This is a genomic window from Micromonospora sp. NPDC047740, from assembly GCF_043204735.1.
In the GTDB taxonomy this organism is placed as follows: domain Bacteria; phylum Actinomycetota; class Actinomycetes; order Mycobacteriales; family Micromonosporaceae; genus Micromonospora.
Window position 1 is genome coordinate 372,914 of sequence record NZ_JBIDCT010000004.1, and the last position, 24,108, is coordinate 397,021.

A 24,108-nucleotide genomic window follows, 5' to 3' on the forward strand; every position below is an offset into this window, starting at 1 on the left:
GTGGCGGCCAGCACCGCCGACCCCTTCACCTGGGACATCACCCGCCAATCCGGACAGATCGCTCCGATCGACGGGCAAAACCAGCACCCGGCAATGTCGACCGCCTACACATTCGTGAAAATCGCTCCGAAACAAGTGTGCAGCGAGTAATTGCCACCCATTCTCGTTACTTGGCGCAATCACGTCGGGCAATGGTTCCATAATGTGAACTATTCGCGTATCGTGCCCCCTCGTGTCGCCCGTTCGCCCGTCCGACGGCTCCGCGCCGACGCCCCTGCCCACCGGCCCGCAGGACACCGCGTCCAAGCTGGACAGTGTCCCGGTTTCGCTCCCGCCCGAGGACGGGGCGGTCGGCAAGCCGCGGCGGGCCGACGACGCACCGCTCGCCGCACCCCGCGACACCCGGGAACTCGCCGCCCAGTTCGAGGACGAAAAGCCGGGACGGGTCCTGTCCGGACCGGTCGGGCTGCTGTTCACCGGAGTCACGGTCGCGGTCGCACTGCTCGCCCTCTGGCAGGTGTTCTTTCCGCTCCCTCAGGGCAGTAAGTACTACCTGATCATTTTCCTGACCGGCATCCTGCCGGTGGTCTTCCTGGCGTACCCGTCAGGGGTGCGGCCGCCGCGGCGGCGGCCCGCGACCGCGCCGGCGGCGGGCGACCCGGTCGCGGACGGCGCAACCGCACCGGCCGCCGACGACGCGCGGCGCGGCGGGCCCACCCTCGTCGACTGGCTGCTGGCCCTGGCCGCGCTGCTGAGCTGCCTCTACCCGGTGCTGCCGGTGACGCTCGGCGCGGGCGGCGGCGGCTACGACGCCTTCCTCGACCGGCAGGGCCTGCTCGTGCCGCTGGACGTGGCGATGGGCACCGTGCTGATGCTCCTGCTGCTGGAGGCGTGCCGGCGGACCACCGGCTGGATCCTCCCCGCCGTCTGCCTGCTCTTCCTGGCCTACGGCTACTACGGCGGGCTGCTGCCGCAGTCCTGGGCGGTGGCCCACGCCGGGCTCGACTTCGGGCAGCTCATCGACGCGTTCTACAACTCCGACAGCGGCTTCTACGGCACCCCGCTGGACGTGGCCGCCTCGTACATCGTGCTCTTCACCATCTACGGGGCGGTACTCGACCTCTCCGGGGCCGGCCGGTTCTTCGTGGAGCTGTCCGCCGCCGCGTTCCGCCGCTCCCGTACCGCCGCCGGCCGGACCGCCGTCGCCTCGGGCTTCCTGCTCGGCACCGTGTCCGGCTCCGGAGCGGCCACCACGGTCAGCATCGGCGCGGTCACCTGGCCGATCCTGCGCCGCGCCGGCTACCCCGCCGAGCGGGCCGGGGGCATGCTGGCCGCCGCCGGAGTCGGCGCGATCCTGTCCCCGCCGACGCTGGGCGCGGCGGCCTTCATCATCGCCGAATACCTGGGCGTGTCCTACCTGCAGGTGCTCGGCTGGGCGACGGTGCCGACGATCCTCTACTACCTGGGCATCCTGCTCTCCGTCGAGATCGACGCCCGGCGCTCCGGCGTCCGCGCGGTGGTCATCGACAGCGGCTCCGCCTGGCGCCTGCTGGCCCGCTTCGGATACCACTTCCTCTCGCTCATCGTGATCATCGTGGTGCTCGCGACAGGCGCCTCGGCGACCCGCGCCGTGGTGATCGCCACCGTGCTGGCCGCCGCGCTGTCCTTCCTGGACCGACGCCACCGGCTCACCCCGGCCCGCCTGGTCGAGGCGCTGCGCGGCGGCGTACGCGGGGTGCTCGCGGTGAGCGCGGTCTGCGCCGCGGCCGGCATCATCACCGCCACCACCACCAAGACCGGACTCGGCCCGCAGGCCGCCGCACTGCTGGTGAGCGGGGCGCAGGCGGTCAGTTCCGAGCCGGCCGTGGTGCTGGCGCTCACCGCGCTGCTCGCCGCCGTCGCGCTCAGCCTGCTCGGCCTGGCCGTGCCGGTCACCGCGTCGTTCGTGATCGGCTGGGTGATCATCGGTCCGGCGCTGCTCAACCTGGGCGTCGCCGCCCCCGCCGCGGCGATGTTCGTCTTCTACTTCGCGGTGCTGTCCGAGGTCTCCCCGCCGACCGCGCTCGCCGCGGTGGCCGCCGCCGCGGTGACCGGCGGCCGGCTGGTCCCGACCATGTGGCAGACCCTCCGGTACGCGCTGCCGGCGTACCTGATCCCGATCGCCTTCGTCATCACGCCGACCGGTCTCGGGCTGCTCGGCATCGGCGGGGCGGAACGGATCCTGGTGGCCGGCGTGGTCTCCGCGCTCGGCGTCACCGTGCTGGCGGTGGCGGCCGGCGGCTGGCTGCCCGGCGTCGGCCCGGCCGGCGTGCCCGAGCGGATCGTCGGCGCGGTCGCCGGGCTGGTGCTGCTCTGGCTCGAACCCGTGCCCGTCACGGTCGGCGCCGTGCTGGCCGCGCTGACCGTGGCGGGTGTGCTCGTCCGACGTGGATCCGCCGGCCGCGCCGGCGCCCCGTCGGTGCCGAAACAGCTGGTTCCTGGGGAGGAGAGAGAATGACACGGATCAACTCGCGGGTTGCCGCGGGCGTCGGAGTGCTGGCCCTCGTCGCGGCCGGTGCCGCCGGGTGCGGGGGCCGGCAGGACGGGGCGGCGACGGACGACGCCGCCAGCGAGGTCACCTGCAAGGTCACCAAGGACACCCGGGTCGGCATCGCCACCGGCAACGCCACCGGGGTCTACTACGTCGTCGGCAACGCGCTGGCCGGCCAGCTCTCGGCCACCACCGATGGCAAGCTCACCGGGACCGCCGCCGAGACCGGCGCCTCGGTGCAGAACGTCGAACAGCTCGTCGCCGGCCAGTACGACGTCGCTTTCTCGCTCTTCGACACCGCGGTCAACGCGGTGCAGGGCAAGGGCAGCTTCACCGCCCCGCAGCCGGTGAAGGCGCTGGCCCGGATCTACGACAACTACACCCAGGTGGTCGTGCGGGCCGACGCGGGGATCACCTCGGTCGCCGACATGAAGGGCAAGAAGATCTCCACCGGCTCGCCCAAGTCCGGCACCGAGGTCATCGCGAACCGGCTGCTCACCGCCGCCGGCCTCGACCCGGCCAAGGACATCCAGGCGCAGCGGCTCGACCTGACCAAGACCGTCGACGGCATGAAGGACGGCAGCATCGACGGCTTCTTCTGGTCCGGCGGCCTGCCCACCGGCGGCCTCACCGACCTCTTCACCACCTCCGGCGACAAGGTGAAGTTCCTCGACCTCAGCCCGCTGCTGCCCAAGATGGCCGAGCTGAACCCGGCGTACCAGGCCGGGACCATCGGCAAGGACGTCTACCGGACCGCCGCGGACACCCCGACCATCCTGGTGCCGAACGTGCTGCTGGTCCGGGACAACCTCGACGCCAACGTGGCGTGCGCGATCACCAGGACCGTCTTCGAGAAGAAGGACGCCCTCGCCCAGGCCAACCCGGCCGCCAAGGCGATCGGCCTGGAGAATGCCCGCAAGACCGAACCGGTGCCGCTGCACCGGGGGGCGGACAAGGCGCTCAAGGACCTGGGCGCGAGCTGACCCGACGACGCCGGGCCCGGACGCCACGTCCGGGTCCGGCGTCCTACCCCGACCGGGAGACCCCGTGCCGCTCCCCCTCCCCGGCCGCGTACGCCGGCACCACCGCCCGCCGGGCCATACCCACCGGCTCTGGTCGGTGCGCACCCAACTGCTCGCGCCCATCCTGGTGGCGACGGTCGGCCTGGTGGTGCTCGGCGCCGTCCAGACCGACGCCGCGCTGGCCGCCTCCGCCGACGCCGATCGGGCCCGCGTCCTCGCCGGTACGGCCACCGCGACCGTCCGGCTGGTGCACGAGCTGGAACGCGAGCGGGGCGAGACGGCGGCGCTGCGCCAGCGCGGTGGCACGGCCGGCCGGCCGCTGGTCGACGCCCAACGGCGGCGGGTGGACGCCGCCGTCGACCACTACCGGTCCGCCAGCGGTGAGGCCCGCCGGGCCGCCCCCGACCTGGCTCCGGTGCTCAACGACGCGGACGGCCAGCTCAGCCAGCTCGGCCCCACCCGCCGGCTCGCGCTCGGCGGTGACAGCGGCGACCCGGCGTACGTGACGCTGGTGGATTCGCTGCTCGCCGTCGCCGACGCCCTGCCGGCCCAGCTGCGCGACGCCCAGCTGGCCAACGGCGCCCGGGAGGTGGCCACGATGGCCACCCAGGAGCACCTGGCGGCCCTGGAACGCGACCTGCTGCGCGGCGTCTTCGTCCGGGGCGCCCTGGCCCGGGGCGAGCTGGTTCGGCTCGGCCGGTTGCGCGGCGCCCGGGAGCAGCGCCAGGCCGAGTTCCTCCGGATCGCCACCGGCCCGGCACGCGCCGCCTGGTACCGCCTGGCCGGCGGCGACATCGAGACGGCCCGCCGGATGCGGGACGAGGTGCTCGACACCGACGGCGGGCCGGAGGCGCTGAAAACCGACGGCGACGCCTGGTACGTGGCGCAGAGCGGCACGATCCGCCGGTACAACCTGCTCGGCCGGGAACTCTCCGAGGGCCTCGACCGGGACGCTGCCGCGCTGGCCCGGACCGCCCGGCAGCGCGCCCTGCTCACCGCCGGCGGCACCACCGCCGTCGCGCTCGCCTCACTGCTCACCGCCGTGCTGCTGGCGGTACGCACCAGCCGCCGGCTGCGCCGGCTGCGGGTCGCCGCGCTCACCATGGCGAACCGGGAACTGCCGGAACGGATCACCGCGATCGCCGCGGGCGACGGCTGCCCGGGCGACGGCACGGCGACCCGGCTGACCGCCGGCATCCGCCGGGGCCGGGACGAGGTGGCCCAGGTGGCCGAGGCGTTCGACACGGTGAACAAGGCCGCCCTGCGGCTCGCCGGCGAGCAGGCCGAGCTGCGGCTGGACGTGACCCGGATGGCCGAGGCGCTGGCCCGCCGGATCCGTACGCTGATCACCCGCCAGCTGCGGCTGCTCGACGAGTTCGAACGCGAGGAGACCGACCCGGACGCGCTGGCCCGGTTCTTCGCGCTGGACCACCTCGCCGCCCGCCTGCGCCGCAACGGGGAGAACCTGCTGGTCCTCGCCGGGGGCGAGCCGGGCCGCGGGCACGAGGGGGCGCTGCTCCTCGACGACGCGGTCCGGGCGGCGGCCTCCGAGATCGAGGACTACCCCCGGGTGGAGGTGGACGTGCCGACCGCGGCGGTGCACGGCGCGGCGGTCGGCAATCTGGTGCACCTGCTCGCCGAGCTGCTGGAGAACGCCACCGTCTACTCCCCGCCGGACGCACCCGTGCTGGTGGACGGGCGGCGCACCGTCGACGGGGTCACGGTGCGGGTGCACGACCAGGGCATCGGCATCGGCGAAAGCCGGCTGGCCGAGATCAACGAACGGCTCGCCGCACCGGCCACGCTCTCCAGCGCCGCGGCCGGCAGCATGGGCCTGCACGTGGTGGCCCACCTGGCCGCCCGGCACGGGATCCGGGTGCAGCTGCACCACACCGACACCGGCACGGTCGCCCAGGTGGAGGTGCCCGAGTCCGCGTTGACCCGGGTCGAGTCGGCGACCCGGCGGGCCGACCGCCGGCCGACCGCCGGCCGCGACGCGCCCTGGTTCCGGTCCGGGCCCGCCGCCCCCACGCCGGTGACCGACGCCCGCGATCTGGTCATCATCCCGCCGCATCCGGCCGGCCGGCCCGACGCGCCCACCGTCGCCGTACCGGTGATCGGGACCCGCCCGCCGGCCGCACGCGGTGTCGCCGCAGTGCCGCCGCCCGGCGCCGCCATCCTGGCGCCCGGCGCCACCCCAGCCGGGGCCGCCGGGCACGACCAGGGCGGGGCGACGGTCCGCCCGGCCGGCGGCTCGCCGGTGCCGTCACCGGCCACCGGGGCCGCGCTGCCGCGCCGGACCCGGGGCGGTCAGCTGCCCGTAGCCCTGCCCGCCACCAGCCCGCCGCCCCGACCCGCCGACGACCTGCTCGACCCGGAGGTGGTGCGGGCCCGCCTGTCCGCGCTCGCCGAGGGCGTGGCCAGCGCGATGCGGCGTACCCCGAACACCACACCCACCGGGAGAAACCCATGACCTCATCCGTGACCGCCGGACTCGACTGGCTGCTGGCGAACTTCGCCGAGCGGGTGCCGGACGTGTCACACGCCCTCGCGGTGTCCCAGGACGGGCTGCGGCTGGCCGCCTCCCCCGACCTCTCCGTCGAGCAGGTGGACCAGCTCTCCGCCGTGATCAGCGGGCTGGCGAGCCTGGGCGTGGGCGCCGCCCGGCTGATGTCCGCCGGCCGGGTACGCCAGCAGATCCTCGACATGGACGGCGGGGTGCTGCTGGTGATGGCGGTCGGCGAGCGGGCGTTGCTCGGCGTGCTCGCCGCGCCCGGCTGCGACCTGGGCCAGGTCGGCTACGAGACGGCGATGCTGGTCCAGCGGGTGGCGGAGGCGCTGGAACCGGCGGCCCGCCCGTGACCGGCCGCCCGCTTCGGCTGGCGGCCGCCCTGCTGCTGGCCGCTCTGGTCGCCGGCTGCGGTACGGCCGAACCCGGGCCGCGGGCGTGGCACGGCGGGCGGATCTTCCTCGCCACCGGCAACACCACCGGCGTCTACTACCAGCTCGGCGGCGGCTACGCGGACCTGATCAGCCGGCACCTGCCCGGCTACGAGGCACGGGCGGAACCCACCGGCGCCTCGGTGGAGAACATCAACCGGCTCGCCGGCGGCGACATGGAGATCGCCTTCAGCCTGGCCGACACGGCGGCGGACGCGGTCAACGGGCGAGGCGTGTTCGACGGCCAACCGCAGCCGGTACGGGCGCTGGCCCGGGTCTACCGCAACTACACCCACGTGATCGTCCGGACCGGCGGGAAGATCGACCGCTTCGCCCAACTGCGCGGCAAGCGGGTCTCCACCGGCTCGCCGAAGTCCGGCACCGACATCATTGCCGGGCGGCTGCTGGCCGCCGCCGGGATCGACCCGGACCGGGACATCCAGCGGGCCAACCTGTCGCTGCCGGAGACGGTGAAGCGGATGCGGGCGGGCACCCTGGACGCGATGTTCTTCTCCGGTGGCCTGCCCACGCCGGGCATCAAGGACCTGCTCGCCGGCGCGCCGGGGATGTTCCAACTGCTCCCGCTCACCGACCTGGTCCAGCCGCTCGCCGCCCGGTACGGCTCGGTCTACACCACGGCGACCCTGCCGAAGGAGGCCTACGGCACCCCGGCGGCCACCCCGACCATCACCGTGTCGAACGTGATCCTGGTCGCCGCGGACATGCCGGACCAGCTCGCGTACGACCTGACCCGGGTGCTGTTCGCGCACCAGGACGAGCTGATCAGGGTGCACCCCGAGGCGGCCAACTTCACCCGGGACAGCGCGGCGGGCACCGATCCGATCCCGCTGCATCCGGGCGCGGCCCGCTACTACCGCACCGGCTGAGGCTCAGACGTCGGCGGGGGCGGTGGCCGACCGGGCGGCGGCGACCAGCCGGTCGGTCTCGGCGGCCACCGCCTCGTCGTCGGAGGCCGTGCCCGGGTCGTAGCGGACCGTCCAGGTCAGCCCGTCCACCCCGGGCACCCGGCGGGCGGCGATCCGGCCCGCGCCGCCGGGCACCGGGTGGTGACTGGTGTACGCCACCGAGCGGGTGACCCGGGCCCGCACCTGGTGCGGCAGGTCGCCCGGGTCGAGCAGCAGGTAGGTCTCGGCGGGGCAGTCCGCCACCACCAGGTAGCCGTCCCGCTCGGTGACCCGCTCGGCCAGGGTTACGGTGAGCTCGCGCCCCGACCAGACCGCCTTGAGGATGTCGTGCCAGCCGATCCGGTGCCCCCGGCCGGGCAGCCAGAGGCCGAGGTTGCTGGCGACCAGCACGCCGTCGCCCTCGCCGTTGCCGGCGGCGGCCCAGGCGAGCACCCGCTCCTCGGCGGCCAGCGGCGGGCGGGCGGCGGGCGGCAGCTTCGGCTTGCGGTTGAACAGTCCCATTCACAGCCCTCCGGCGGCCTGCTCGCGTAGCGCCCGCGCGTGCTGCTCCAGCGAGAGCAGTTCACCGAAGAGCGCGAAGTACTCGTCCTTGTTGCTCACCGGGTTGATCCGCTGGATCTTCGACTTGAGGTCCTTGATCCGGCCGGTCACCGAGCCCCACTGGAGCTGGGCCAGGGTCACCGTGACATAGCGCGGGTCGGGCTCGCCGTCGATGCGCAACGGCTCGACAGCCAGCTCGCCGACGAGCGCCTGGCCCGCCAGGTCGTCGCAGGCGTCCCGGACCTGCTCGATCCAGACCGCGCCGCCGGTGGCCGCCGCCGCCCCGCCAGCCGTGGCGATGGCCGCCCGCACCGCCACGTGCACCGGGTGCCGGTATTCGCCCGCCTCCACCGCGTCGAACATCGGGCCGGCCAGCACCGGCTCCTGGAGGGCGAGCTTCAGCGCCTCCCGTTCGACCATCGACTGCGGGCTGTCCACCGTCGGCGCGGCCGGGCCGGAGCGGGCCGGAGCGGCCGGCTCACCGGCCGGTTGCCCGGACGCGGCGGTCAGCACCGCGCGTTGCACCGGCTCGATCTCCATGCCGAGGTCGCCGGCGAGCTTGCGGACGTACTCGGGGCGCTTCTCCCGGTCCTTGATCTTGGCGACCAGCGGGGCGGCCCGGCGCATCGCCTCCACCCGGCCGTCGACGGTGTCCAGGTCGTACCGGTTGATCACGTGGCGGAGCGCGAAGTCGACCAGCGGCTCGCGGCGGGCGACCAGGTCGCGGACCGCCAGATCACCCTTGGCCAGGCGCAGCTCGCACGGATCCATGTTGTCGGGGCTGACCGCGATGAAGGTCCGGCCGACGAAGCGCTGGTCGTCCTCGAAGGCGCGCAGCGCGGCCTTCTGGCCGGCGGCGTCCCCGTCGAAGGTGAAGATGATCTCGCCGGCCACCGCGTCGGTGTCCAGCAGCAGCCGGCGCAGCACGCCGATGTGGTCGGCGCCGAACGCCGTGCCGCAGGTCGCCACGGCGGTGCTCACCCCGGCCAGGTGGCAGGCCATCACGTCGGTGTAGCCCTCGACCACGACCACCTTGCCCTGCTTGGCGATCTCCCGCTTGGCCTGGTCGATGCCGTAGAGGACGTGCGACTTCTTGTAGATCGGCGTCTCGGGGGTGTTGAGGTATTTCGGGCCGTCGTCGTCGTCGAAGAGCTTGCGGGCGCCGAAGCCGATCACGTCGCCGGTGAGGTCGCGGATCGGCCAGAGCAGCCGGCGGCGGAACCGGTCGATCAGGCTGCCCGAGCGGGCCGGGCGGGACAGCCCGGCGGTGACCAGCTCGTCGTGGGTGAAGCCCTGCTGCCGCAGGTGCTTGGTGAGCAGGTCCCAGGCGTCGGGGGCGAAGCCGCAGCCGTAGCGCTCGGCGGCGGCCCGGTCGAAGCCGCGCCGGGCCAGGAACTCCCGGGCCGGGCGGGCGCCGGCGGTGCTCAGCTGGGCGCGGTAGAAGTCGACGGCGGCGGCGTGCGCGGCGACCAGCCGCTGCCGCTGCCCCTGCTGCGACCGGTTACGCGGGGCCGACCGGTCGTCCTCGACGTAGCGGAGCTGGAGGCCGGCACGGTCGGCCAGCCGCTCGACGGACTCCACGAAGCTCAGGTGCTCGGCGTCCATCAGGAACTTGATGGCGTCGCCGCCGGCCCCGCAGCCGAAGCAGTACCAGACGTTGCGGGCGGGCGAGACGTTGAACGACGGGCTCTTCTCGTCGTGGAACGGGCACAGCCCCTTGAGGTTGCCGCCGCCGGCCGACTTGAGGGTCACCGTGTCGGAGATGACCTCGGCGATCGAGGTGCGCTCGCGGACCAGCGCGATGTCCTCGTCCCGGATCCGCCCCGCCATCTCCGCCACCCCCTCGGCGTACATCCTGCCCTGCCGGGCCGACGATTCGGCGGCCGGGGGCACGGGCGTGTGGCGGACACCGCCCGTGCCCCGGCGGAGCAGTCAGCCGGTCAGTAGCTGCAGCTGCCGTTGTCCGGGTTGACGCACTTGGCCCGGCTCCACAGGGTGGCGAAGTTGGCCCGGTAGTCCGCCGAGACGGTCGGGTTCTCGATCTTCACGAACGTCTCGTCGTGGTCCCGCAGCGACGGCCCGGTGAGGTTGTGCGAGCCGGTGAAGACGATGGTCCGCCCTGCGGTGCCGTTGTAGCTCCCCTTCACCACCAGATACTTCGAGTGCACGGTGACGACCCGGCCGTCGTAGTTGCTGCTCTCCGCGTCCCAGTACTTCTTGAGCTGGACGTTGGCGGAGCCGCGCAGGATCGAGTGGACCTGGTCGCCCATCGCGCCGTACACGACGCGGACCTGGCAGCCGAGCCGGGCGATGCGCAGCAGCTCACTGGCGACCGCCGTACGCGGATTGGTGAACGACGCCTGGGCCACCTCCACCGAGCAGCCACTCTCGTACTTCGTGACGTAGCTGAGCACGTTGGCGACCGTGTCGCCGCTGGCCCGGGGCGAGTGGTAGACGGTGACCCCGGTGTCCGGCGACTTGTAGTAGCCGTCCGCGTCGGCGTAGAAGTCGTTGTTCTTCTGCTGGGCCCGCATCTTGTTGAAGTATCGGGTGAAGTGGTCGTAGAGGTCGTAGTCCTCGTGCACCACCACGGCGTTGTTGAAGAGGTTGTTCTGCGAGAACGTCAGGTTCTGTGAGCTGATCAGCACCACCCGCTTCATCGTCCCCGACGTGGAGAAGGTGAAGAACTTGTTGTGGTTGATCGAATTCGAGTGATTGGCGATGCAGGCGCTCGACCCGGCGACCGATGCGGACGAGCTGCCGCAGAAGACCAGGTCGTCGAGGTTGGCGGCGCGCAGCTTCTGGATCGCCGCGTTGGCCGGGTCGAGGTTGACGTTGCCCTCCCCCTCCCGGTCCACCACCACCCGGACCACCACGCCACGGGCGGCCGCCCGGGCGAGGGCGTCGGCCACCACCGGGGAGGTCCAGCTGTACATAGCGCCGCGGATGTAGGAGCCGGCCGGCACCCCGTCGGCCAGCGCGACGATCTCGTCCTCGATGGCCCGGTCCCGGGTGCCGTCCTCTGCGGGCACGTTGAACCGGGTGTACGCCGGGAAGGTCGCGGTCACGGTCAGGTCATCGGTCAGGTCGGGGGCCGACGCGGCGCTTCCCGCCCCCGGCGCGGCGACGCCCGGCGTACCGGGGGCCACGGCGAGGAGGGGAAGCGCGAGCGCGGCGGCGAGCAGGCGCCGTCGAAGGTTCATATACAGGTTTCTATGACAAAACGGCGGCTCGATCAAGGTGCCCGATCAGGCCGACCGGCCCGCCCCCGCGCCCTGCCCGATCCGCGGGAACGGCTCGATGGAGAAGACCACCTCGACCGGCACCTCGAAGTACGCGGCGATCCGCAGCGCCAGGTGCAGGCTGGGCCGGAACTCGCCCCGTTCCAGGTAGCCCACGGTCTGGTAGTGCACGCCCAGCGCGTCGGCGAGCTGCCGCCGGGAGATGCCCCGCTCGGCGCGCAGCACCGCGATGCGGTTGTGCACGGTCTCACTCATCGACGCCCTCTCACCCCACCCGCTGCATGGCCTTCTCACGGCGCGCCGCGACCCGGGAACCGGACTCGCGGCGGGCCATCCGGCGCAGCACGACCGGGGCCAGGGTCAGCCCGAGCACGGCCCAGAGGCCCAGCACACCGAGCGTCTCCAGGTGCCGCCAGGACCCGCCCAGCTCCACGGCTGCCAGCTCCGGCGGCAGCAGCGCTGAGCGCATCCCCAACCCTAGCCAGTAGATCGGGAAGGCCTGGGCGACCGCCTGGAGCCAGCCGGGGTAGCCGTTGAGCGGGTAGAAGATGCCGGAGAGCGCGATGAGGCCGAAGATGGGCAGCACCACCAAGCCCATGTTGCGGGGGTTCTCGATCAGCGAGCCGATCACCGCGCCCAGCGGTAGCGTCGCCACTAGCCCGAGCGGCACCACCCAGGCCATCGTGAGCCAGGCGCCGCCGTCGGTCAGCCGGATCCCGTCCAGGAAGAACAGCGCCGGGGTGAACTGGAGGACCAGCCCGATCAGCGCCACCGTCGAGAGCATGACGATCTTGCCGATCAGGTAGCCGAGCATGCCGTTCGGCGTCGCCTTGGCCCGCAGCAGTGTGCCGTCCTCCCGGTCGACGATGAGCTGCTGGGACAGGCCGAGCAGCCCGCCGAACGCGAGTCCCATGCCGAGCGCGCTGGGCAGCGTGCGCGCGCCGAGGGAGAAGGAGGTGCCGGGCACGGTCGCCCCGCGCATGAAGAACATGGTGACCAGCAGGATGACGGTCGGGAAGAAGTAGTTCCACAGGTCCTGCGCGTTGGTGAAGGTGTTGCGCAGCTCGATCACACCGCGCTGGACGCCGGCCCGGGCGGCCGCCGTGGTCGGGTTCATGCCGCCACCTCGCTCCGCTCGGCGCCGGCATGAGGCACCACGACGCTGCGCTGATGATTCGCTCGCTGGCGCTCGCTCATCGGTCATCCCCCTGCCGCCACACCGAGGCCGCCGCCGTGCCGGCCCGGACCCCGGACTCCTCTTCGTAGACCAGTGCCATGTACGCGTCCTCCAGGCTGGCCCGACGGACCTCCAGCTCCTGCACGCCGTCGCCGTGCTCGCGCAGCAGGTCGCGGACGAAGCCGGTGGCGTCGGCCGCGACGTGCACGAAGCGCTCGCCGTCCCGGGTCCACCGGATCTCCGCGTCCCCGGCGACCCGGCGGGCCAGCTCGTCGGGCGAGCCGTCGGCGATGATCCGGCCGCCGGCCAGGATGAGGATCCGGTCGGCGAGCTTCTCCGCCTCGTCCAGGTCGTGCGTGGTGAGCAGGATGGTGGTCTCGTCCAGGTCGGCGAGGCGGTGCACCAGCTCGTGGAACTCGCGCCGGGCGGCCGGGTCGAAGCCGACCGTCGGCTCGTCCAGGAAGAGCAGCTCCGGGCGGCCGACGATGCCGACCGCCACGTCCAGCCGGCGGCGCTGGCCGCCGGAGAGCTGGTGCACCCGCTTGCCCTGGTGCGGCGTGAGCCCGACGGTCGCCAGCAGTTCGTCGACCGGCCAGGGTCGACTGATCCGGTCCGTGGCGTACGGCGCGTAGAAGGTGCCGAGGTGGGCCAGCAGGTCCCGGACCCGCCACTTGCCGTGGTCCCGCCAGGACTGGAGCACCACCCCCATCCGGGCGCGCCAGCGCTCGTCGCCCCGGCCGGGGTCAGTGCCGAGGACGCGGACCTCCCCGGCCGAGCGCATCCGGAAGCCCTCCAGGATCTCGATCGTGGTGGTCTTGCCGGCGCCGTTGGGCCCGAGCAGGGCGAGCACCTCGCCGCGGCGGGCGGTGAAGTCGACCCCGTGCAGCACGTCGACGGTGCCGTACCGCATGCGCAGGTCGCGGACGTCGAGGACCAGGCCCTCGTCGGGCGGGCGGGGAGTCGGGGCGACTCCCGGTAGTTCGACCGCAGTCATACCGCGAAATGTAGCACCTCTACTACATGTCGAGGCACACCCGCTCCCCGTCGGAAGCGTGACAGGCCGCCCCCACCACTCTCGCCGATCTTGGCTACGGTGATACCCGCGATCGGGGAGGGGACCGCCGGATGGCCGACGACACGGAGCTGACCATCGCGCTCGCCGAGTACGAGCACCTGCGCGAGCTGAGCCGCACGGTGCACGACCAGTCCAGCGCCCGGTTCACCTTCTTCCTGGCGGTGGCGTCGGGAGCAACCGCCGTATCGGCCGGGCTGATCACCACCGGCCGGCCCGACGGCCAGATCCGCCCGGCGGTGCTGGCCGGGCTCGGCCTGCTGGTCCTGCTGCTCGGGGTCTTCGTCTTCGCCCGCCAGGTCGAGCTGAACGACCGGGGCCGCCGGTACGCGGTCGCGGCCACCGTGCTCCGCACCTACCTGGCCCGCCGCGCGCCCGGCCTGACCCCGTTCATCATCATGCCGACGTTGGACGACGCGGGTCCGTTCGCGCCCGAGCCGTTCCACCGGCACTGGTTCCGCGACCTGGTCAGCCAGGCCGGCATGATCGCTCTGGTGAACAGCGTGCTGGTCGCCCTGGCCGCCACCATGGCGGTGCTGCTGCTCGGCGGACCGGTCTGGCTGGCGGCACTGGTCGCGGTGATGGTCGCCACCGCCTCGGTCGCCGGGCATCTGCGCGCAATCCGCCGCCGCGTCGCCCGCTCCGCCGCCCAGGTGGGCACCGTCCTCACCACCCGCTCGCTCGCCGCGCCCTCGCGGGTGGCTGGTTGATCACGAGGGTTGAGCCGCGGCCCACCTGGTCGGCGGCGGCCCCGGTACGCCGCGAGGCGGACTCAGGCGGGCAGGGCGGCGGTGGCTTCCTCGGCCTCCACCTGCGCGTTCCAGGCGGCCTTCGTGGAGCGCCAGCCCTCGTCGTCCATGCCGCGCCGCCAGTAGCCGGAGATGGACAACGCCTCCCGGGGCACCCCGCGCTCGACACGCAGCAGCCGGCGCAACTCCTTGACGGCGCTGGCCTCGCCGTGGACGAAGGCGTGCACCCGGCCGGGCGGGAAGTCCAGCGCCCGGACCGCCTCGACCAGCGCCTCGCCCACCGGGCGGCCAGCGCGGTGCAGCCAGCACAGCTCGACCGCACCCAGGCTGGTCAGCGGAAGCTCGTCGGCCGGGCCGCCGACCTCGAGGTAGACCTTCGCGGGCGCGCCGGCCGGCAGCCGCTCCAGGGCGGCGGCGATCGCCGGCAGCGCGCTCTCGTCCCCCACCAGCAGGTGCCAGTCGGCCGTCGGGTCCGGGGCGTACGCCCCGCCGGGGCCGGTGAACAGCACCCGGTCGCCGGGGCGCAGGCCGGCCGCCCACGGCCCAGCCAGCCCCTGGTCGCCGTGGTACACCACGTCGACGGTGAGTTCGCCCGCCGCCGCATCCCAGGCCCGGACCGTGTACGCCCGCAGCCGCGGCCACTGCGCGGCCGGGAACTCCCGCTTGATGGTGGCCAGGTCCGTCGGGTGCGGATAGCTCACCCCGGCCGGCGGGAAGACGAACTTGACGTAGTGATCGGTGTACGCGCCCACCGGCAGGCCGGCCAGTTCCTCCCCGCCCAGCACCAGCCGGACCAGGTGCGGGGTGGGCCGCTCGGTCCGTACGACCGTGGCGGCGGTGACCTTCTTCGGGCGCTGCGTCATGCCACTTAGGCTAGCCTAAGTCGCCAGCCCCGCCGCCTCCGCCCGTGCCCCTCCCCAGGCCAGGGCCCGGGGAGATCCGGACAAAATCGGGGATGGTGCGCCTTGCCGACACGGAGAGGCAGCAACTACCGGGATGTTGCGCGAACCCTTCCGCGCGGGGCGGGGCGGGTCAGCTGCGGACCAGGCGGACGTGCCAGGCCAGGGCGGCCGGGTCGGTGAGCGAGGCCACCTGGTCGATCACCACGCGCAGCCGCGCGAGGTCGTCGGGCGCCTCCCGCCACAGCGGCGCGAAGACCGGGTCGAGCGCGTCCGGCGCCCGGTCGACCAGGACGGCGACCAGTTCGGCGAGGATCTCCCGCTGCTGGGCGTACCGGGCGCCAGCGCCGGGGCGGCGCATGACGTAGCGCAGCGCGATGCCCTTGAGCAGCGCGCACTGCACCCGGATCCGACGCGGCACCACCAGATCGGCCGCGTACCGGCGGTGCGGGCCGGGGCCGTGCCGCTCCTCGGTGGCGGCCACCACGGTGGCGACGAAGCGGCCGGTGAGCACGCTGGTGGTCGCCTTCAGCGCCGCCAGGGCCCGGTGGCTGCCGTCGTACGCGGCGAGCGGGGCAAGCGCCGGCTCGGCGAGCAGTTCGACCAGGACCTCGTGCAGGTCCTCGGGGGCCTCCCCGGAGTACGTCGCGGCCACGTCGGCGCAGAGCGCCCGCCGCTCGTCGGGGTCGGTCAGCAGCGGCCGCAGGCTGACGTACCCGCCGTGGATGCCGTCCTCGACGTCGTGGACCGAGTACGCCACGTCGTCGGCCCAGTCCATCACCTGCGCCTCCAGGCAGCGCCGCCCGCCGGGCGGGGCCCCGGCGCGCAGCCAGTCGAAGACCGGGCGGTCGTCGGCGTACACGCCGAACTTGCGCTCACCCGGCCGACGCTCCCAGGGGTACTTGCTGACCGCGTCGAGGGAGGCCCGGGTCAGGTTGAGCCCAGCGGAACGGCCGTCCGGCCCGAGCACCTTGGCCTCCAGCCGGGTGAGCACCCGCAGCGTCTGCGCGTTGCCCTCGAAGCCGCCGCAGCCGGCGGCGATGACGTCCAGGGCGTCCTCGCCGTTGTGCCCGAACGGCGGATGCCCCAGGTCGTGGGCCAGTCCCGCGGTGTCCACCACATCCGGGTCGCAGCCGAGCCGGGCGCCCATCTCGCGGGCGATCTGCGCCACCTCGAGCGAGTGGGTCAGCCGGGTACGCAGGAAGTCATCGGTGCCCGCAGTGTGCACCTGGGTCTTCGCGGCGAGCCGGCGGAACGCCGCCGAGTGCAGCACCCGCGCCCGGTCCCGCTCGTACGGTGACCGCCCGTACCCGGTGTCCTTGGCCGGCTCGGCGACGAAGCGCGCCCCGTCCTCAGCCCCGGGACCCGGCTCACTCCTCGCGCTCACGGAGCACGCAGAACTCGTTGCCCTCCGGGTCGGCCAGCACGGTCCACCCGACGTCGCCCTGGCCGATGTCCACGTGCCGGGCCCCCATGTCGACCAGCCGCTCGACCTCCGCCTCCTGGTTCGCCGGGCGCAGGTCGAGGTGCAGCCGGTTCTTGGTCTCCTTCGCCTGGGTGACCGGGACGAAGACGATGCCGGGGAGCTGGTCCGGCGCCCGGCGGATCTCCACCTCGTCCGGCTTCTCGCTCACCACCTGGTAGCCGAGCGCCTCGGCCCACCAGTGGGCGAGCCGCGACGGGTCCTGGGCGTCCACGGTCAGGCTCTCCCAGACGCTGGTCATGCGGCCACCCTTCTGCTGATCGACACGAGCGAGCCCAGGTTACGCCCGGAGCCGCCGGACGGCGCGCCGGGCGAGGCGGGGAACCCGTCGGGGGGCCGCCGGCCGGCGCACCGGCGGCCCCCCGACCGCGCTCAGCGGGAGTCGGAGCCCTGGGTTTCCACCACGGCTCGGCCGGCCTCCAAGCGGGCCACCGGGACGCGGAAGGGGGAGCAGGAGACGTAGTCGAGCCCGACCTCGTGGAAGAAGTGCACCGAGTCGGGGTCGCCGCCGTGCTCGCCGCAGACGCCGAGCTTCAGCCCGGGCCGGGCGGCCCGGCCCTCCTCGGCCGCGATCCGGACCAGCCGGCCGACGCCGTCCCGGTCGATCGACTCGAACGGCGAGATGCCGAAGATGCCCAGCTCCAGGTAGCGCCAGAAGAAGGCGCCCTCCACGTCGTCCCGGGAGAAGCCCCAGCCCATCTGGGTCAGGTCGTTGGTGCCGAACGAGAAGAATTGCGCCGCCTCGGCGATCTGCCCGGCGGTCAGCGCCGCCCGGGGCACCTCGATCATCGTGCCGATCAGCACCTCGACGCCGCTGTCGCCGACCACCTCGGCGATGATCTTCTCGGCCTCGGCGCGTACCGTCTCCAGCTCCTGCACGGCGCCGACCAGCGGGACCATGATCTCCGGGCAGGCCGACCCGCCGGCCCGCACGACCGTCACGGCGGCCTCGGCGATCGCGCGGACCTGCATGGCGAACAGGCCGGGGATGACCAGGCCCAGCCGTACGCCGCGCAGGCCCAGCATCGGGTTCTCCTCGTGCATCCGCCGCACGGCGGCGAGCAGCGCCTCCTCCTTGGCCACGTCCTCGCCGCGCTCCTGGGCGACCGCGACGTTGACCGCGAGCTGCTCCAGCGGGGGCAGGAACTCGTGCAGCGGCGGGTCGATCAGCCGCACGGTGACCGGCAGGCCGTCCATCTCGCGGAAGATCTCGACGAAGTCCTCCCGCTGCAGCGGCAGCAGCGCGCCCAGCGCCGCCTCCCGCTCCGCCTCGCCGGAGGCCAGGATCAGCCGCTCCACCAGCTCCCGCCGGTCGCCGAGGAACATGTGCTCGGTGCGGCACAGGCCGATGCCCTGCGCGCCGAACCGCCGGGCCCGGGCCGCGTCCGCGCCGGTGTCGGCGTTCGCCCGGACCGCCAGCCGCCGCTTGGCGTCGGCGTGGGTCATGATCCGGTGTACGGCCCGGACCAGCGGGTCGTCGGTCCGCTCCGCGTCGAGCGTGCCCTCGAAGTACTGCACCACCTCGGACGGCATGACCGGCACCTCGCCGAGGTAGACCTTGCCGGTGGTGCCGTCGATGGAGACGACATCGCCCTCGCTGACGGTCTGCCCGGCGACCCTGAACCGCTTCGCCGGGACGTCGACCTCGAGTTCGTCCGCGCCGGACACGCAGGTCTTGCCCATGCCCCGGGCCACCACGGCCGCATGGCTGGTCTTGCCGCCCCGCGAGGTGAGGATGCCCTTGGCGGCGATCATCCCGTTCAAGTCGTCGGGATTGGTCTCCCGGCGGACCAGGATCACCGCCTCACCCTCGGCGGCCAACTCGACCGCCCGGGCGGAGGTGAAGACCGCCTTGCCGACCGCCGCGCCGGGTGAGGCCCCGATGCCCTTGGCCACCGGCTCGTACTCGTGGTCGAGCTGGAACCGGGGGAACATCAGCTGGGCGAGCTGCGCGCCGTTGACCCGGTGCAGCGCCTCGTCCAGGTCGATCAGACCCTCGTCGACGAGCTGGCCGGCGATGACGAAGGCCGCCGCCGCGGTGCGTTTGCCGACGCGGGTCTGGAGCATCCAGAGCTTGCCGCGCTCGATGGTGAACTCGATGTCGCAGAGGTCCTTGTAGTGCTCCTCCAACCGGGCCATGTAGTCGAGCAGCTCGTCGTAGGACTTCTTGTCGATCCGCTCCAGCTCTTCCAGCGGCACGGTGTTGCGGATGCCGGCGACCACGTCCTCGCCCTGCGCGTTGGCCAGGTAGTCGCCGTAGATGCCCTGGGCGCCGCTGCCCGGGTCGCGGGTAAAGGCGACGCCGGTGCCCGAGTCGGCGCCGAGGTTGCCGAAGACCATGGCCACCACGTTGACCGCGGTGCCCAGGTCGGCCGGGATGCGCTCCTGCCGCCGGTAGACCACCGCGCGCTCGGCGTTCCACGACTCGAAGACCGCGCGGATGGCCAGGTCGAGCTGCTCCCGGGGCTCCTGCGGGAACTCCCGGCCGGTGTGCTTGGCGAAGATCTTCTTGAACGTGTCGACCAGGCCGCGCAGGTCGTCCGCGTCCAGGTCGAGGTCGTTGTCCGTACCCTTGGCGCGCTTGGCGTCGTCGATGGCGTGCTCGAACTCCTCGCCCGGCACCTCGCAGACGGTCTTGCCGAACATCTGGATCAGGCGGCGGTAGGAGTCCCAGGCGAACCGGTCGTTGCCGCCGGCCCGGGTGGCGAGTCCGATGACACTGCGGTCGTTGAGGCCGACGTTCAGGACGGTCTCCATCATGCCGGGCATGGAGAACTTGGCCCCGGAGCGGACCGAGACCAGCAGCGGGTCGTCCGGGTCGCCGAGTCGGCGGCCCATCTCCCGCTCCAGTGCCTCCAGGTGCGCCTCGATCTGGCCGGCCAGCCCGTCCGGCTCCCGGCCGGTCGCCAGGTACGCCTTGCAGGCCTCAGTGGTGATGGTGAAGCCGGGCGGCACCGGCAGCCCGAGATTGGTCATCTCGGCCAGGTTGGCCCCTTTGCCGCCGAGCAGGTCCTTGAGGTCCTTGTTGCCCTCGGCGAAGTCGTAGACGTACTTGTGATCGACCGTCTCTTGCGCTGCCACCAGAGCCTCCCACGCGCGCCGGAATTGACACTTAACGAAGGTTCAGTTCGGACATACCCCGAGACCGATCACCGGTAATCCCGGTGTGGTCAGCGGCCGGTGGGCGAAGGTTAAGCGAACATCGGGGGGGCTGGGACCGTTCGGTGACTATTGGCACAACCGTCACCACTATCCGCGTCCGTACCGGTTTTTGGAAACGCTTCCACGCGCAGGATCACGCAATCCCCGATCCCCTCGTACGCTTGACGGCACTGGTTTCGCTGAACCTCACCTTTGCCATATCCAGCGCAAATACACCCGGGAGCCGTCACCGTGCCGACCACCCCCGCCGCCCCGTCCGAGACCGGTCCCGAGCCGCTCGACGCGGTCGGCCTGTCCGCCCGCCAGCCGGCCGCCGCCGAGCTGGCCCGGAGCGCCGCCCGGGCGGCCGGCGAGCTGCTCGCCCCGCCCGCGCCGGTACGGCTGGCCGACGTGGTGCCCGCCCCCGAGCTGGTCACGCCGGACCCGGCGGCCGACTTCGTGCTCGCCGAGGACGCGGTGATCCGCGTCGACGCCGACCCGGCCGCCCGGGACGTCGCCGAGCAGCTCGCCGGGCTGCTCCGCCCCGCGACCGGCTACCCGCTCCCGGTCACCGACTCCGCCGCTCGGGCCGACGGTTCGCTCGTGCTCACCCTGACCAGCGTGGCGACGTCCACCGGCGCGGCGAGCCCCGTCGGCGCGGCGGGCCCCAGCGGCGCAGCGGGCCCCAGCGGCGCAGCGGGCCCCGTCGGCGCAGCGGCATCGGCGCCGGCTGGCGCGAGCGCCGCCGAAACAGGCCGCGCGGCTGCCGAGGCGCTGGGCGACGAGGGCTACCGGCTCGACGTGACCGGCGCCGAGGTCCGGATCACCGCCGGCAGCGCAGCCGGCCTGTTCCACGGCGTGCAGACGCTCCGGCAGCTCCTTCCGGCGGCGGTGGAGAGCACCACCCCGGTCGCCGAGCGCTGGGTGGTGCCCGGCGGCACCATCGTCGACCGGCCGCGGTTCGCGTACCGGGGCGCGATGCTCGACGTGGCCCGGCACTTCTTCGAAGTCGACGACGTGCTTCGGGTGATCGACCACCTGGCCCGCTACAAGCTCAACCACCTGCACCTGCACCTCACCGACGACCAGGGGTGGCGGATCACGGTCGACTCCTGGCCGAAGCTCGCCGAGGTCGGCGGCACCACCGAGGTGGGTGGCGGACCCGGCGGCTGGTACACCAAGGACGACTACCGGCGGATCGTCGCGTACGCCGCTCGCCGCCACGTCACCGTGGTGCCGGAGATCGACCTGCCCGGGCACACCAACGCGGCGCTGGTCGCGTACCCCGAGTTGGCGCCGGGCAAGATCCCGCCGCCGCCGTACACCGGCACCGAGGTCGGCTTCAGCTACGTCGACCCCGCGGACGAGCGGACGTACGCCTTCGTCGCCGACGTGGTCGGCGAGGTGGCCGCGCTCACCCCCGGGCCGTGGCTGCACCTCGGCGGGGACGAGGCGTTCAAGGTGCCGGCCGACACCTACCGCGGCTTCATCGAGCGGGCGCAGGAAGTGGTGGCGGCGACCGGGAAGACCGTGATCGGTTGGCACCAGCTCGCCCCGACCGGGCACGCCGACGGGCGGGTGCTCCAGTGGTGGGGCACCAACGGCGACGACCCCGAGACCGCCGACGCGGTACGCCGCGGCGCCCGGCTGATCCTCTCCCCCGCCAACCACGCCTACGTGGACATGAAGTACACCCCGGACACCCCCATCGGGCACGACTGGGCCGGCCTGATCGACGTGCGGCGGGCGTACGACTGGGACCCGGGGACGCACCTGACCGGCGTACCGGCCGAGGCCGTGCTCGGAGTCGAGGCGCAGCTCTGGACAGAGACGGTCACCACGCTGGCCGAGGTGGAGTTCATGCTCTTCCCGCGCCTGCCCGCCATCGCGGAGCTGGGCTGGTCCCCCCGGTCGGCGCATGACTGGGCCGCCTTCCGGGACCGGCTGGCCGGCCACGGCCCACGCTGGACCACCGCCGGGATCACCTTCCATCCCGCCCCGGAGATCCCCTGGCCGGCGACGCCCACCCGCCCCATCCCGACCCAACCGTCCCGGGACGAGGCGGCCCAGACCAGCTGACCCGCCCACACCCAACCACGCCGCGCCGCCCCTGGCGGGCGCCGGCAAGCGGGCAGCCGTGCCCAAGATCCGAGTTCGTGGCGATCCGCCTCGATCTGGCGAATCTGCGCATGCTCGCAGGCGACTATCGGAGGACACGGGACGACTTTGCGAAATTGGCACTGCTCCTTGAGTAGCCCGCCGGCGACCAGAGCGTGGCCGAGCACTGCCGGGAGCAGGACGATCCCGTCAGGACGAACGCTAGTACCTGCGGCCTGGCTTAGTTCGTCGACGGGCCCCGTCAGGTGCCTGAACAGTGCCCTGAGTTGAGCTGACTGGCGCGCACCTGGTGGACCTGCGCCCGCAGCGGCGACAACGGTGACAACTGCGTCGAGGTGGCCGACAACCTTCCCGCCGTCGTCGTATGCGACAGCAAGGACCGCCGGCGGGCCGGCAAGCAGAGTTACGGCTCGGTCTACCCGGGGAGACCGGCGCTCATCGTTGACAGTCGGTCCTGGGCCGTCGCGGGCCGGTCCCCGGACCGCCTCTGAGGGTCCGCGTAGACACGCTCGCGGTCCGGGACACCACCGTCGCGGTCCCGCCTCGGCGGACCAGCGCTCGGCGGTCCCGGACGGGTTCGGCGGTCCCGGACGGTGTTCGGCGGTCCCGGACCGGCGGGCGGGCGACACACACCGGTCCGGGACAGGCCCGCAGATCGTCGGTCTGGTCCCGGCCGCCTGGACCGCCCACACCCGACCGGCTCACGCGGGACCTGCTGCAGATCGGGACTCTGCGTGACGGGACCACGGCCCGTGATTCAGGTCAGACTCCGCTGTCTCTGTGAGGCGAGCGAGCGCTGCTGTCAGCAAGTCGCTGTCTGACAGAACCTGACCCGACCTAACAGGACCTGACCCGACGGGTGGGCCAACAGTTGGTCTTCCTAGACCCCGGGGCAGTTCAGATCGGCGGCGCTGTCAGCAGCCGTGACGGGGGCTGACAACGGTGCAGCAGCGGTGTGGAATCCCGCGACCGTCGCGGTGGCCTGCGGCCTATGCGGCGACCCGTGCGAGCGGTCGGAAAGGGTCTGTCCTGGGCGCTTGTCGCCGCCGAGCCGGCCTTGTGGTTGTCAGCTCGCGTGTGGGGGCTCGGCTAGGTGCGGCATTGGGGGCTCGGTTGGGGGTGTCGGCGATTCGAGGCCCCAGACGAGTCCTGCCGATCCGCCGTGTCAGGTGGCTGAGCTGCGGAAACCTGATCCGATAGGAGCCCACAGAGAAGATCAACCCGTCCCGACTCCCTAAGCTTCTTAGGGATCCCCAGGGGGTTCTTACGCGGGTACGCCACGGTGGAGACCTCGACTGCCTGGCGAGGTACCGCCGGGAATTGCCTTGGCCCGACTGGGATGTGCTGGTTCGGGCGATGGCGGCCAGCGCAGCCCTCCATGTCCAGCGGCTGGCGATATCGCCAAGGGGGTCGTGGGGAGGCGGTGTGTCCGGGCGGACCTTGCTGAACGGCCGCTACGATCCGTTAAGTGGCGCTCGTGTCGCAGGAGCGCGGGCGGTGCGGATGTCGACGCCCGCTGCCAAGTTTGCGCCATATCCGTGACATCGGGAGCGGACCTCCGGCCAGGCGGCGAGATCCCCTAGCCGGCAGGCGCACTGAAGGGCGCACCGCGTGCGGTGTCTGTTTCGGCCGGAGCCAGGCGAGGGCTGGATGCCCGGTTTGCGACCGGCTGTACCGATGGCCCGGGGCCTCGGGCGGAATGATGGCCGGGCCGGGGGCGTTGAACATGGCTGACCGCACCGGATCTCCAGCCCGTCAACCATGGGCCCCGGCGCGGAATGACCGGCCGCTGGCCGTGGTTACATCCCCTGGACCGCGAAGCAGATCCCCCCGATTCGCCAGCCGGCCCCCTGGGCGCCGGGCGGAATGATCCCCGGTCCCCGGTCGTTACATCCGGGACGCCGCGAGCAGGCCCCGTAGGGCCGCCGGGCACCCCCTCTTCCTGACTTCCCTTTCACCCGGCACCTCGCGCACCCCCCTGGCGTGTGTGTGCCGTTCCCCCGACCGAAAGGCTTGTGATCATCATGCGTACCAACACCATCCTGCGTAAGACCCTGCTGACCACTGCCGGCATCGCCGCCACCGCCGGTGGCATCGCCGGACCCGCCATCGCCGCCCACGCCGCCCCCGCCGACAAGCCGGCCACCCAGGCCAGCAAGAACGGTGAGCGGGAACTGAACGTGCGCTACGAGGCCCAGCCGAACTTCTACTACTGCGGCCCCGCCGCCACCCGCAACGCCCTCTCCGTCCAGGGCAAGAACATTGATGT

Annotated in this window: 18 protein-coding genes and 2 pseudogenes; 10 read left to right on the forward strand and 10 right to left on the reverse strand. The window is 73.0% G+C overall.

The features are described from left to right. From ACGF4F_RS10915 to ACGF4F_RS10940, 6 genes are all read left to right on the forward strand, one after another. Positions 1-150 carry a hypothetical protein gene (locus ACGF4F_RS10915; protein ID WP_393076781.1) on the forward strand — a complete coding sequence of 50 codons (150 nt, stop codon included), beginning with the start codon at positions 1-3 and terminating at the stop codon, positions 148-150. An 82-nt stretch (positions 151-232) separates the two neighbouring features. Beyond that, positions 233-2,497 (forward strand): TRAP transporter permease, encoded by a 2,265-nt coding sequence (locus tag ACGF4F_RS10920; protein WP_393076784.1) that lies wholly within the window; start codon positions 233-235, stop codon positions 2,495-2,497. Then, positions 2,494-3,513: a TAXI family TRAP transporter solute-binding subunit gene (locus ACGF4F_RS10925; RefSeq protein WP_357434807.1), complete on the forward strand. Its 1,020-nt coding sequence runs from the start codon at positions 2,494-2,496 to the stop codon at positions 3,511-3,513. Before ACGF4F_RS10920 ends, ACGF4F_RS10925 begins: the two co-directional genes overlap by 4 nt. Before the next feature lie 64 nt (positions 3,514-3,577). Next, positions 3,578-6,025: a nitrate- and nitrite sensing domain-containing protein gene (locus ACGF4F_RS10930; RefSeq protein ID WP_393076787.1), complete on the forward strand. Its 2,448-nt coding sequence runs from the start codon at positions 3,578-3,580 to the stop codon at positions 6,023-6,025. Beyond that, positions 6,022-6,414 (forward strand): roadblock/LC7 domain-containing protein, encoded by a 393-nt coding sequence (locus ACGF4F_RS10935; protein WP_387272597.1) that lies wholly within the window; start codon positions 6,022-6,024, stop codon positions 6,412-6,414. Before ACGF4F_RS10930 ends, ACGF4F_RS10935 begins: the two co-directional genes overlap by 4 nt. Beyond that, positions 6,411-7,379, forward strand: coding sequence for a TAXI family TRAP transporter solute-binding subunit (locus ACGF4F_RS10940; protein ID WP_393076790.1), 969 nt, complete (start codon positions 6,411-6,413; stop codon positions 7,377-7,379). Before ACGF4F_RS10935 ends, ACGF4F_RS10940 begins: the two co-directional genes overlap by 4 nt. 3 nt (positions 7,380-7,382) lie before the next feature. On the opposite strand, the gene ACGF4F_RS10945 is transcribed toward ACGF4F_RS10940, so the two are convergent. From ACGF4F_RS10945 to ACGF4F_RS10970, 6 genes are all read right to left on the reverse strand, one after another. After that, positions 7,383-7,919, reverse strand: coding sequence for a hypothetical protein (locus tag ACGF4F_RS10945; RefSeq protein ID WP_393076793.1), 537 nt, complete (start codon positions 7,917-7,919; stop codon positions 7,383-7,385). Then, complete coding sequence (gene dnaG / locus ACGF4F_RS10950; protein WP_393076796.1) at positions 7,920-9,812, reverse strand: DNA primase; 1,893 nt, start codon at positions 9,810-9,812, stop codon at positions 7,920-7,922. It abuts the gene before it with no gap. 86 nt (positions 9,813-9,898) lie between these two features. Then, entirely contained in the window at positions 9,899-11,161 is a 1,263-nt protein-coding gene (locus ACGF4F_RS10955; RefSeq protein WP_393076798.1) for a phosphatidylserine/phosphatidylglycerophosphate/cardiolipin synthase family protein, read from the reverse strand. A gap of 45 nt (positions 11,162-11,206) precedes the next feature. Then, on the reverse strand, positions 11,207-11,455 hold the full coding sequence (locus ACGF4F_RS10960; RefSeq protein WP_357434801.1) for a helix-turn-helix transcriptional regulator: 249 nt from the start codon (positions 11,453-11,455) through the stop codon (positions 11,207-11,209). Positions 11,456-11,465: 10 nt separating this feature from the next. Further along, entirely contained in the window at positions 11,466-12,317 is an 852-nt protein-coding gene (locus tag ACGF4F_RS10965; RefSeq protein WP_393076802.1) for an ABC transporter permease, read from the reverse strand. A 76-nt stretch (positions 12,318-12,393) separates the two neighbouring features. Continuing rightward, positions 12,394-13,371: an ABC transporter ATP-binding protein gene (locus ACGF4F_RS10970; protein ID WP_393076805.1), complete on the reverse strand. Its 978-nt coding sequence runs from the start codon at positions 13,369-13,371 to the stop codon at positions 12,394-12,396. A gap of 131 nt (positions 13,372-13,502) precedes the next feature. Between ACGF4F_RS10970 and ACGF4F_RS10975 the strand changes: the two genes are divergently transcribed. Next, positions 13,503-14,159 (forward strand): hypothetical protein, encoded by a 657-nt coding sequence (locus ACGF4F_RS10975; RefSeq protein WP_393076808.1) that lies wholly within the window; start codon positions 13,503-13,505, stop codon positions 14,157-14,159. 62 nt (positions 14,160-14,221) lie between these two features. Here the strand turns inward: ACGF4F_RS10975 and ACGF4F_RS10980 are convergent, their stop codons facing one another. The 4 genes from ACGF4F_RS10980 to ppdK form a co-directional block, all read right to left on the reverse strand. Continuing rightward, the gene (locus ACGF4F_RS10980) at positions 14,222-15,061 is read right to left on the reverse strand and encodes a siderophore-interacting protein (RefSeq protein WP_357434798.1); all 840 of its coding nucleotides are present in this window, start codon (positions 15,059-15,061) and stop codon (positions 14,222-14,224) included. Between the two features lie 169 nt (positions 15,062-15,230). Then, positions 15,231-16,484: a deoxyguanosinetriphosphate triphosphohydrolase gene (locus ACGF4F_RS10985; RefSeq protein WP_393076811.1), complete on the reverse strand. Its 1,254-nt coding sequence runs from the start codon at positions 16,482-16,484 to the stop codon at positions 15,231-15,233. Then, the gene (locus ACGF4F_RS10990) at positions 16,468-16,821 is read right to left on the reverse strand and encodes a VOC family protein (protein ID WP_357434796.1); all 354 of its coding nucleotides are present in this window, start codon (positions 16,819-16,821) and stop codon (positions 16,468-16,470) included. Before ACGF4F_RS10990 ends, ACGF4F_RS10985 begins: the two co-directional genes overlap by 17 nt. A gap of 131 nt (positions 16,822-16,952) precedes the next feature. After that, a complete protein-coding gene (gene ppdK, locus ACGF4F_RS10995; RefSeq protein ID WP_357434795.1) occupies positions 16,953-19,661 on the reverse strand; it encodes a pyruvate, phosphate dikinase in 2,709 nt (902 codons plus the stop codon). 372 nt (positions 19,662-20,033) lie between these two features. Between ppdK and ACGF4F_RS11000 the strand changes: the two are divergent. From ACGF4F_RS11000 to ACGF4F_RS11010, 3 genes and pseudogenes are all read left to right on the forward strand, one after another. Further along, positions 20,034-21,810 (forward strand): annotated as a pseudogene (locus ACGF4F_RS11000) (beta-N-acetylhexosaminidase); the annotation flags it as partial. A gap of 304 nt (positions 21,811-22,114) precedes the next feature. Then, positions 22,115-22,330: a DUF397 domain-containing protein gene (locus ACGF4F_RS11005; protein WP_393076856.1), complete on the forward strand. Its 216-nt coding sequence runs from the start codon at positions 22,115-22,117 to the stop codon at positions 22,328-22,330. A 1,533-nt stretch (positions 22,331-23,863) separates the two neighbouring features. Next, a pseudogene (locus ACGF4F_RS11010) lies at positions 23,864-24,108 on the forward strand (phytochelatin synthase); the annotation flags it as partial.

Excerpts from the sequence above, each read along its gene's own strand:
- ACGF4F_RS10925 (WP_357434807.1), top strand. The coding sequence starts at position 2,494 with ATGACACGGATCAACTCGCGGGTTGCCGCGGGCGTCGGAGTGCTGGCC.
- ACGF4F_RS10935 (WP_387272597.1), top strand. The coding sequence starts at position 6,022 with ATGACCTCATCCGTGACCGCCGGACTCGACTGGCTGCTGGCGAACTTC.
- ACGF4F_RS10945 (WP_393076793.1), bottom strand. The coding sequence starts at position 7,919 with ATGGGACTGTTCAACCGCAAGCCGAAGCTGCCGCCCGCCGCCCGCCCG.
- dnaG (WP_393076796.1), bottom strand. The coding sequence starts at position 9,812 with ATGTACGCCGAGGGGGTGGCGGAGATGGCGGGGCGGATCCGGGACGAG.
- ACGF4F_RS10955 (WP_393076798.1), bottom strand. The coding sequence starts at position 11,161 with ATGAACCTTCGACGGCGCCTGCTCGCCGCCGCGCTCGCGCTTCCCCTC.
- ACGF4F_RS10960 (WP_357434801.1), bottom strand. The coding sequence starts at position 11,455 with ATGAGTGAGACCGTGCACAACCGCATCGCGGTGCTGCGCGCCGAGCGG.
- ACGF4F_RS10965 (WP_393076802.1), bottom strand. The coding sequence starts at position 12,317 with ATGAACCCGACCACGGCGGCCGCCCGGGCCGGCGTCCAGCGCGGTGTG.
- ACGF4F_RS10970 (WP_393076805.1), bottom strand. The coding sequence starts at position 13,371 with ATGACTGCGGTCGAACTACCGGGAGTCGCCCCGACTCCCCGCCCGCCC.
- ACGF4F_RS10975 (WP_393076808.1), top strand. The coding sequence starts at position 13,503 with ATGGCCGACGACACGGAGCTGACCATCGCGCTCGCCGAGTACGAGCAC.
- ACGF4F_RS10980 (WP_357434798.1), bottom strand. The coding sequence starts at position 15,061 with ATGACGCAGCGCCCGAAGAAGGTCACCGCCGCCACGGTCGTACGGACC.
- ACGF4F_RS10990 (WP_357434796.1), bottom strand. The coding sequence starts at position 16,821 with ATGACCAGCGTCTGGGAGAGCCTGACCGTGGACGCCCAGGACCCGTCG.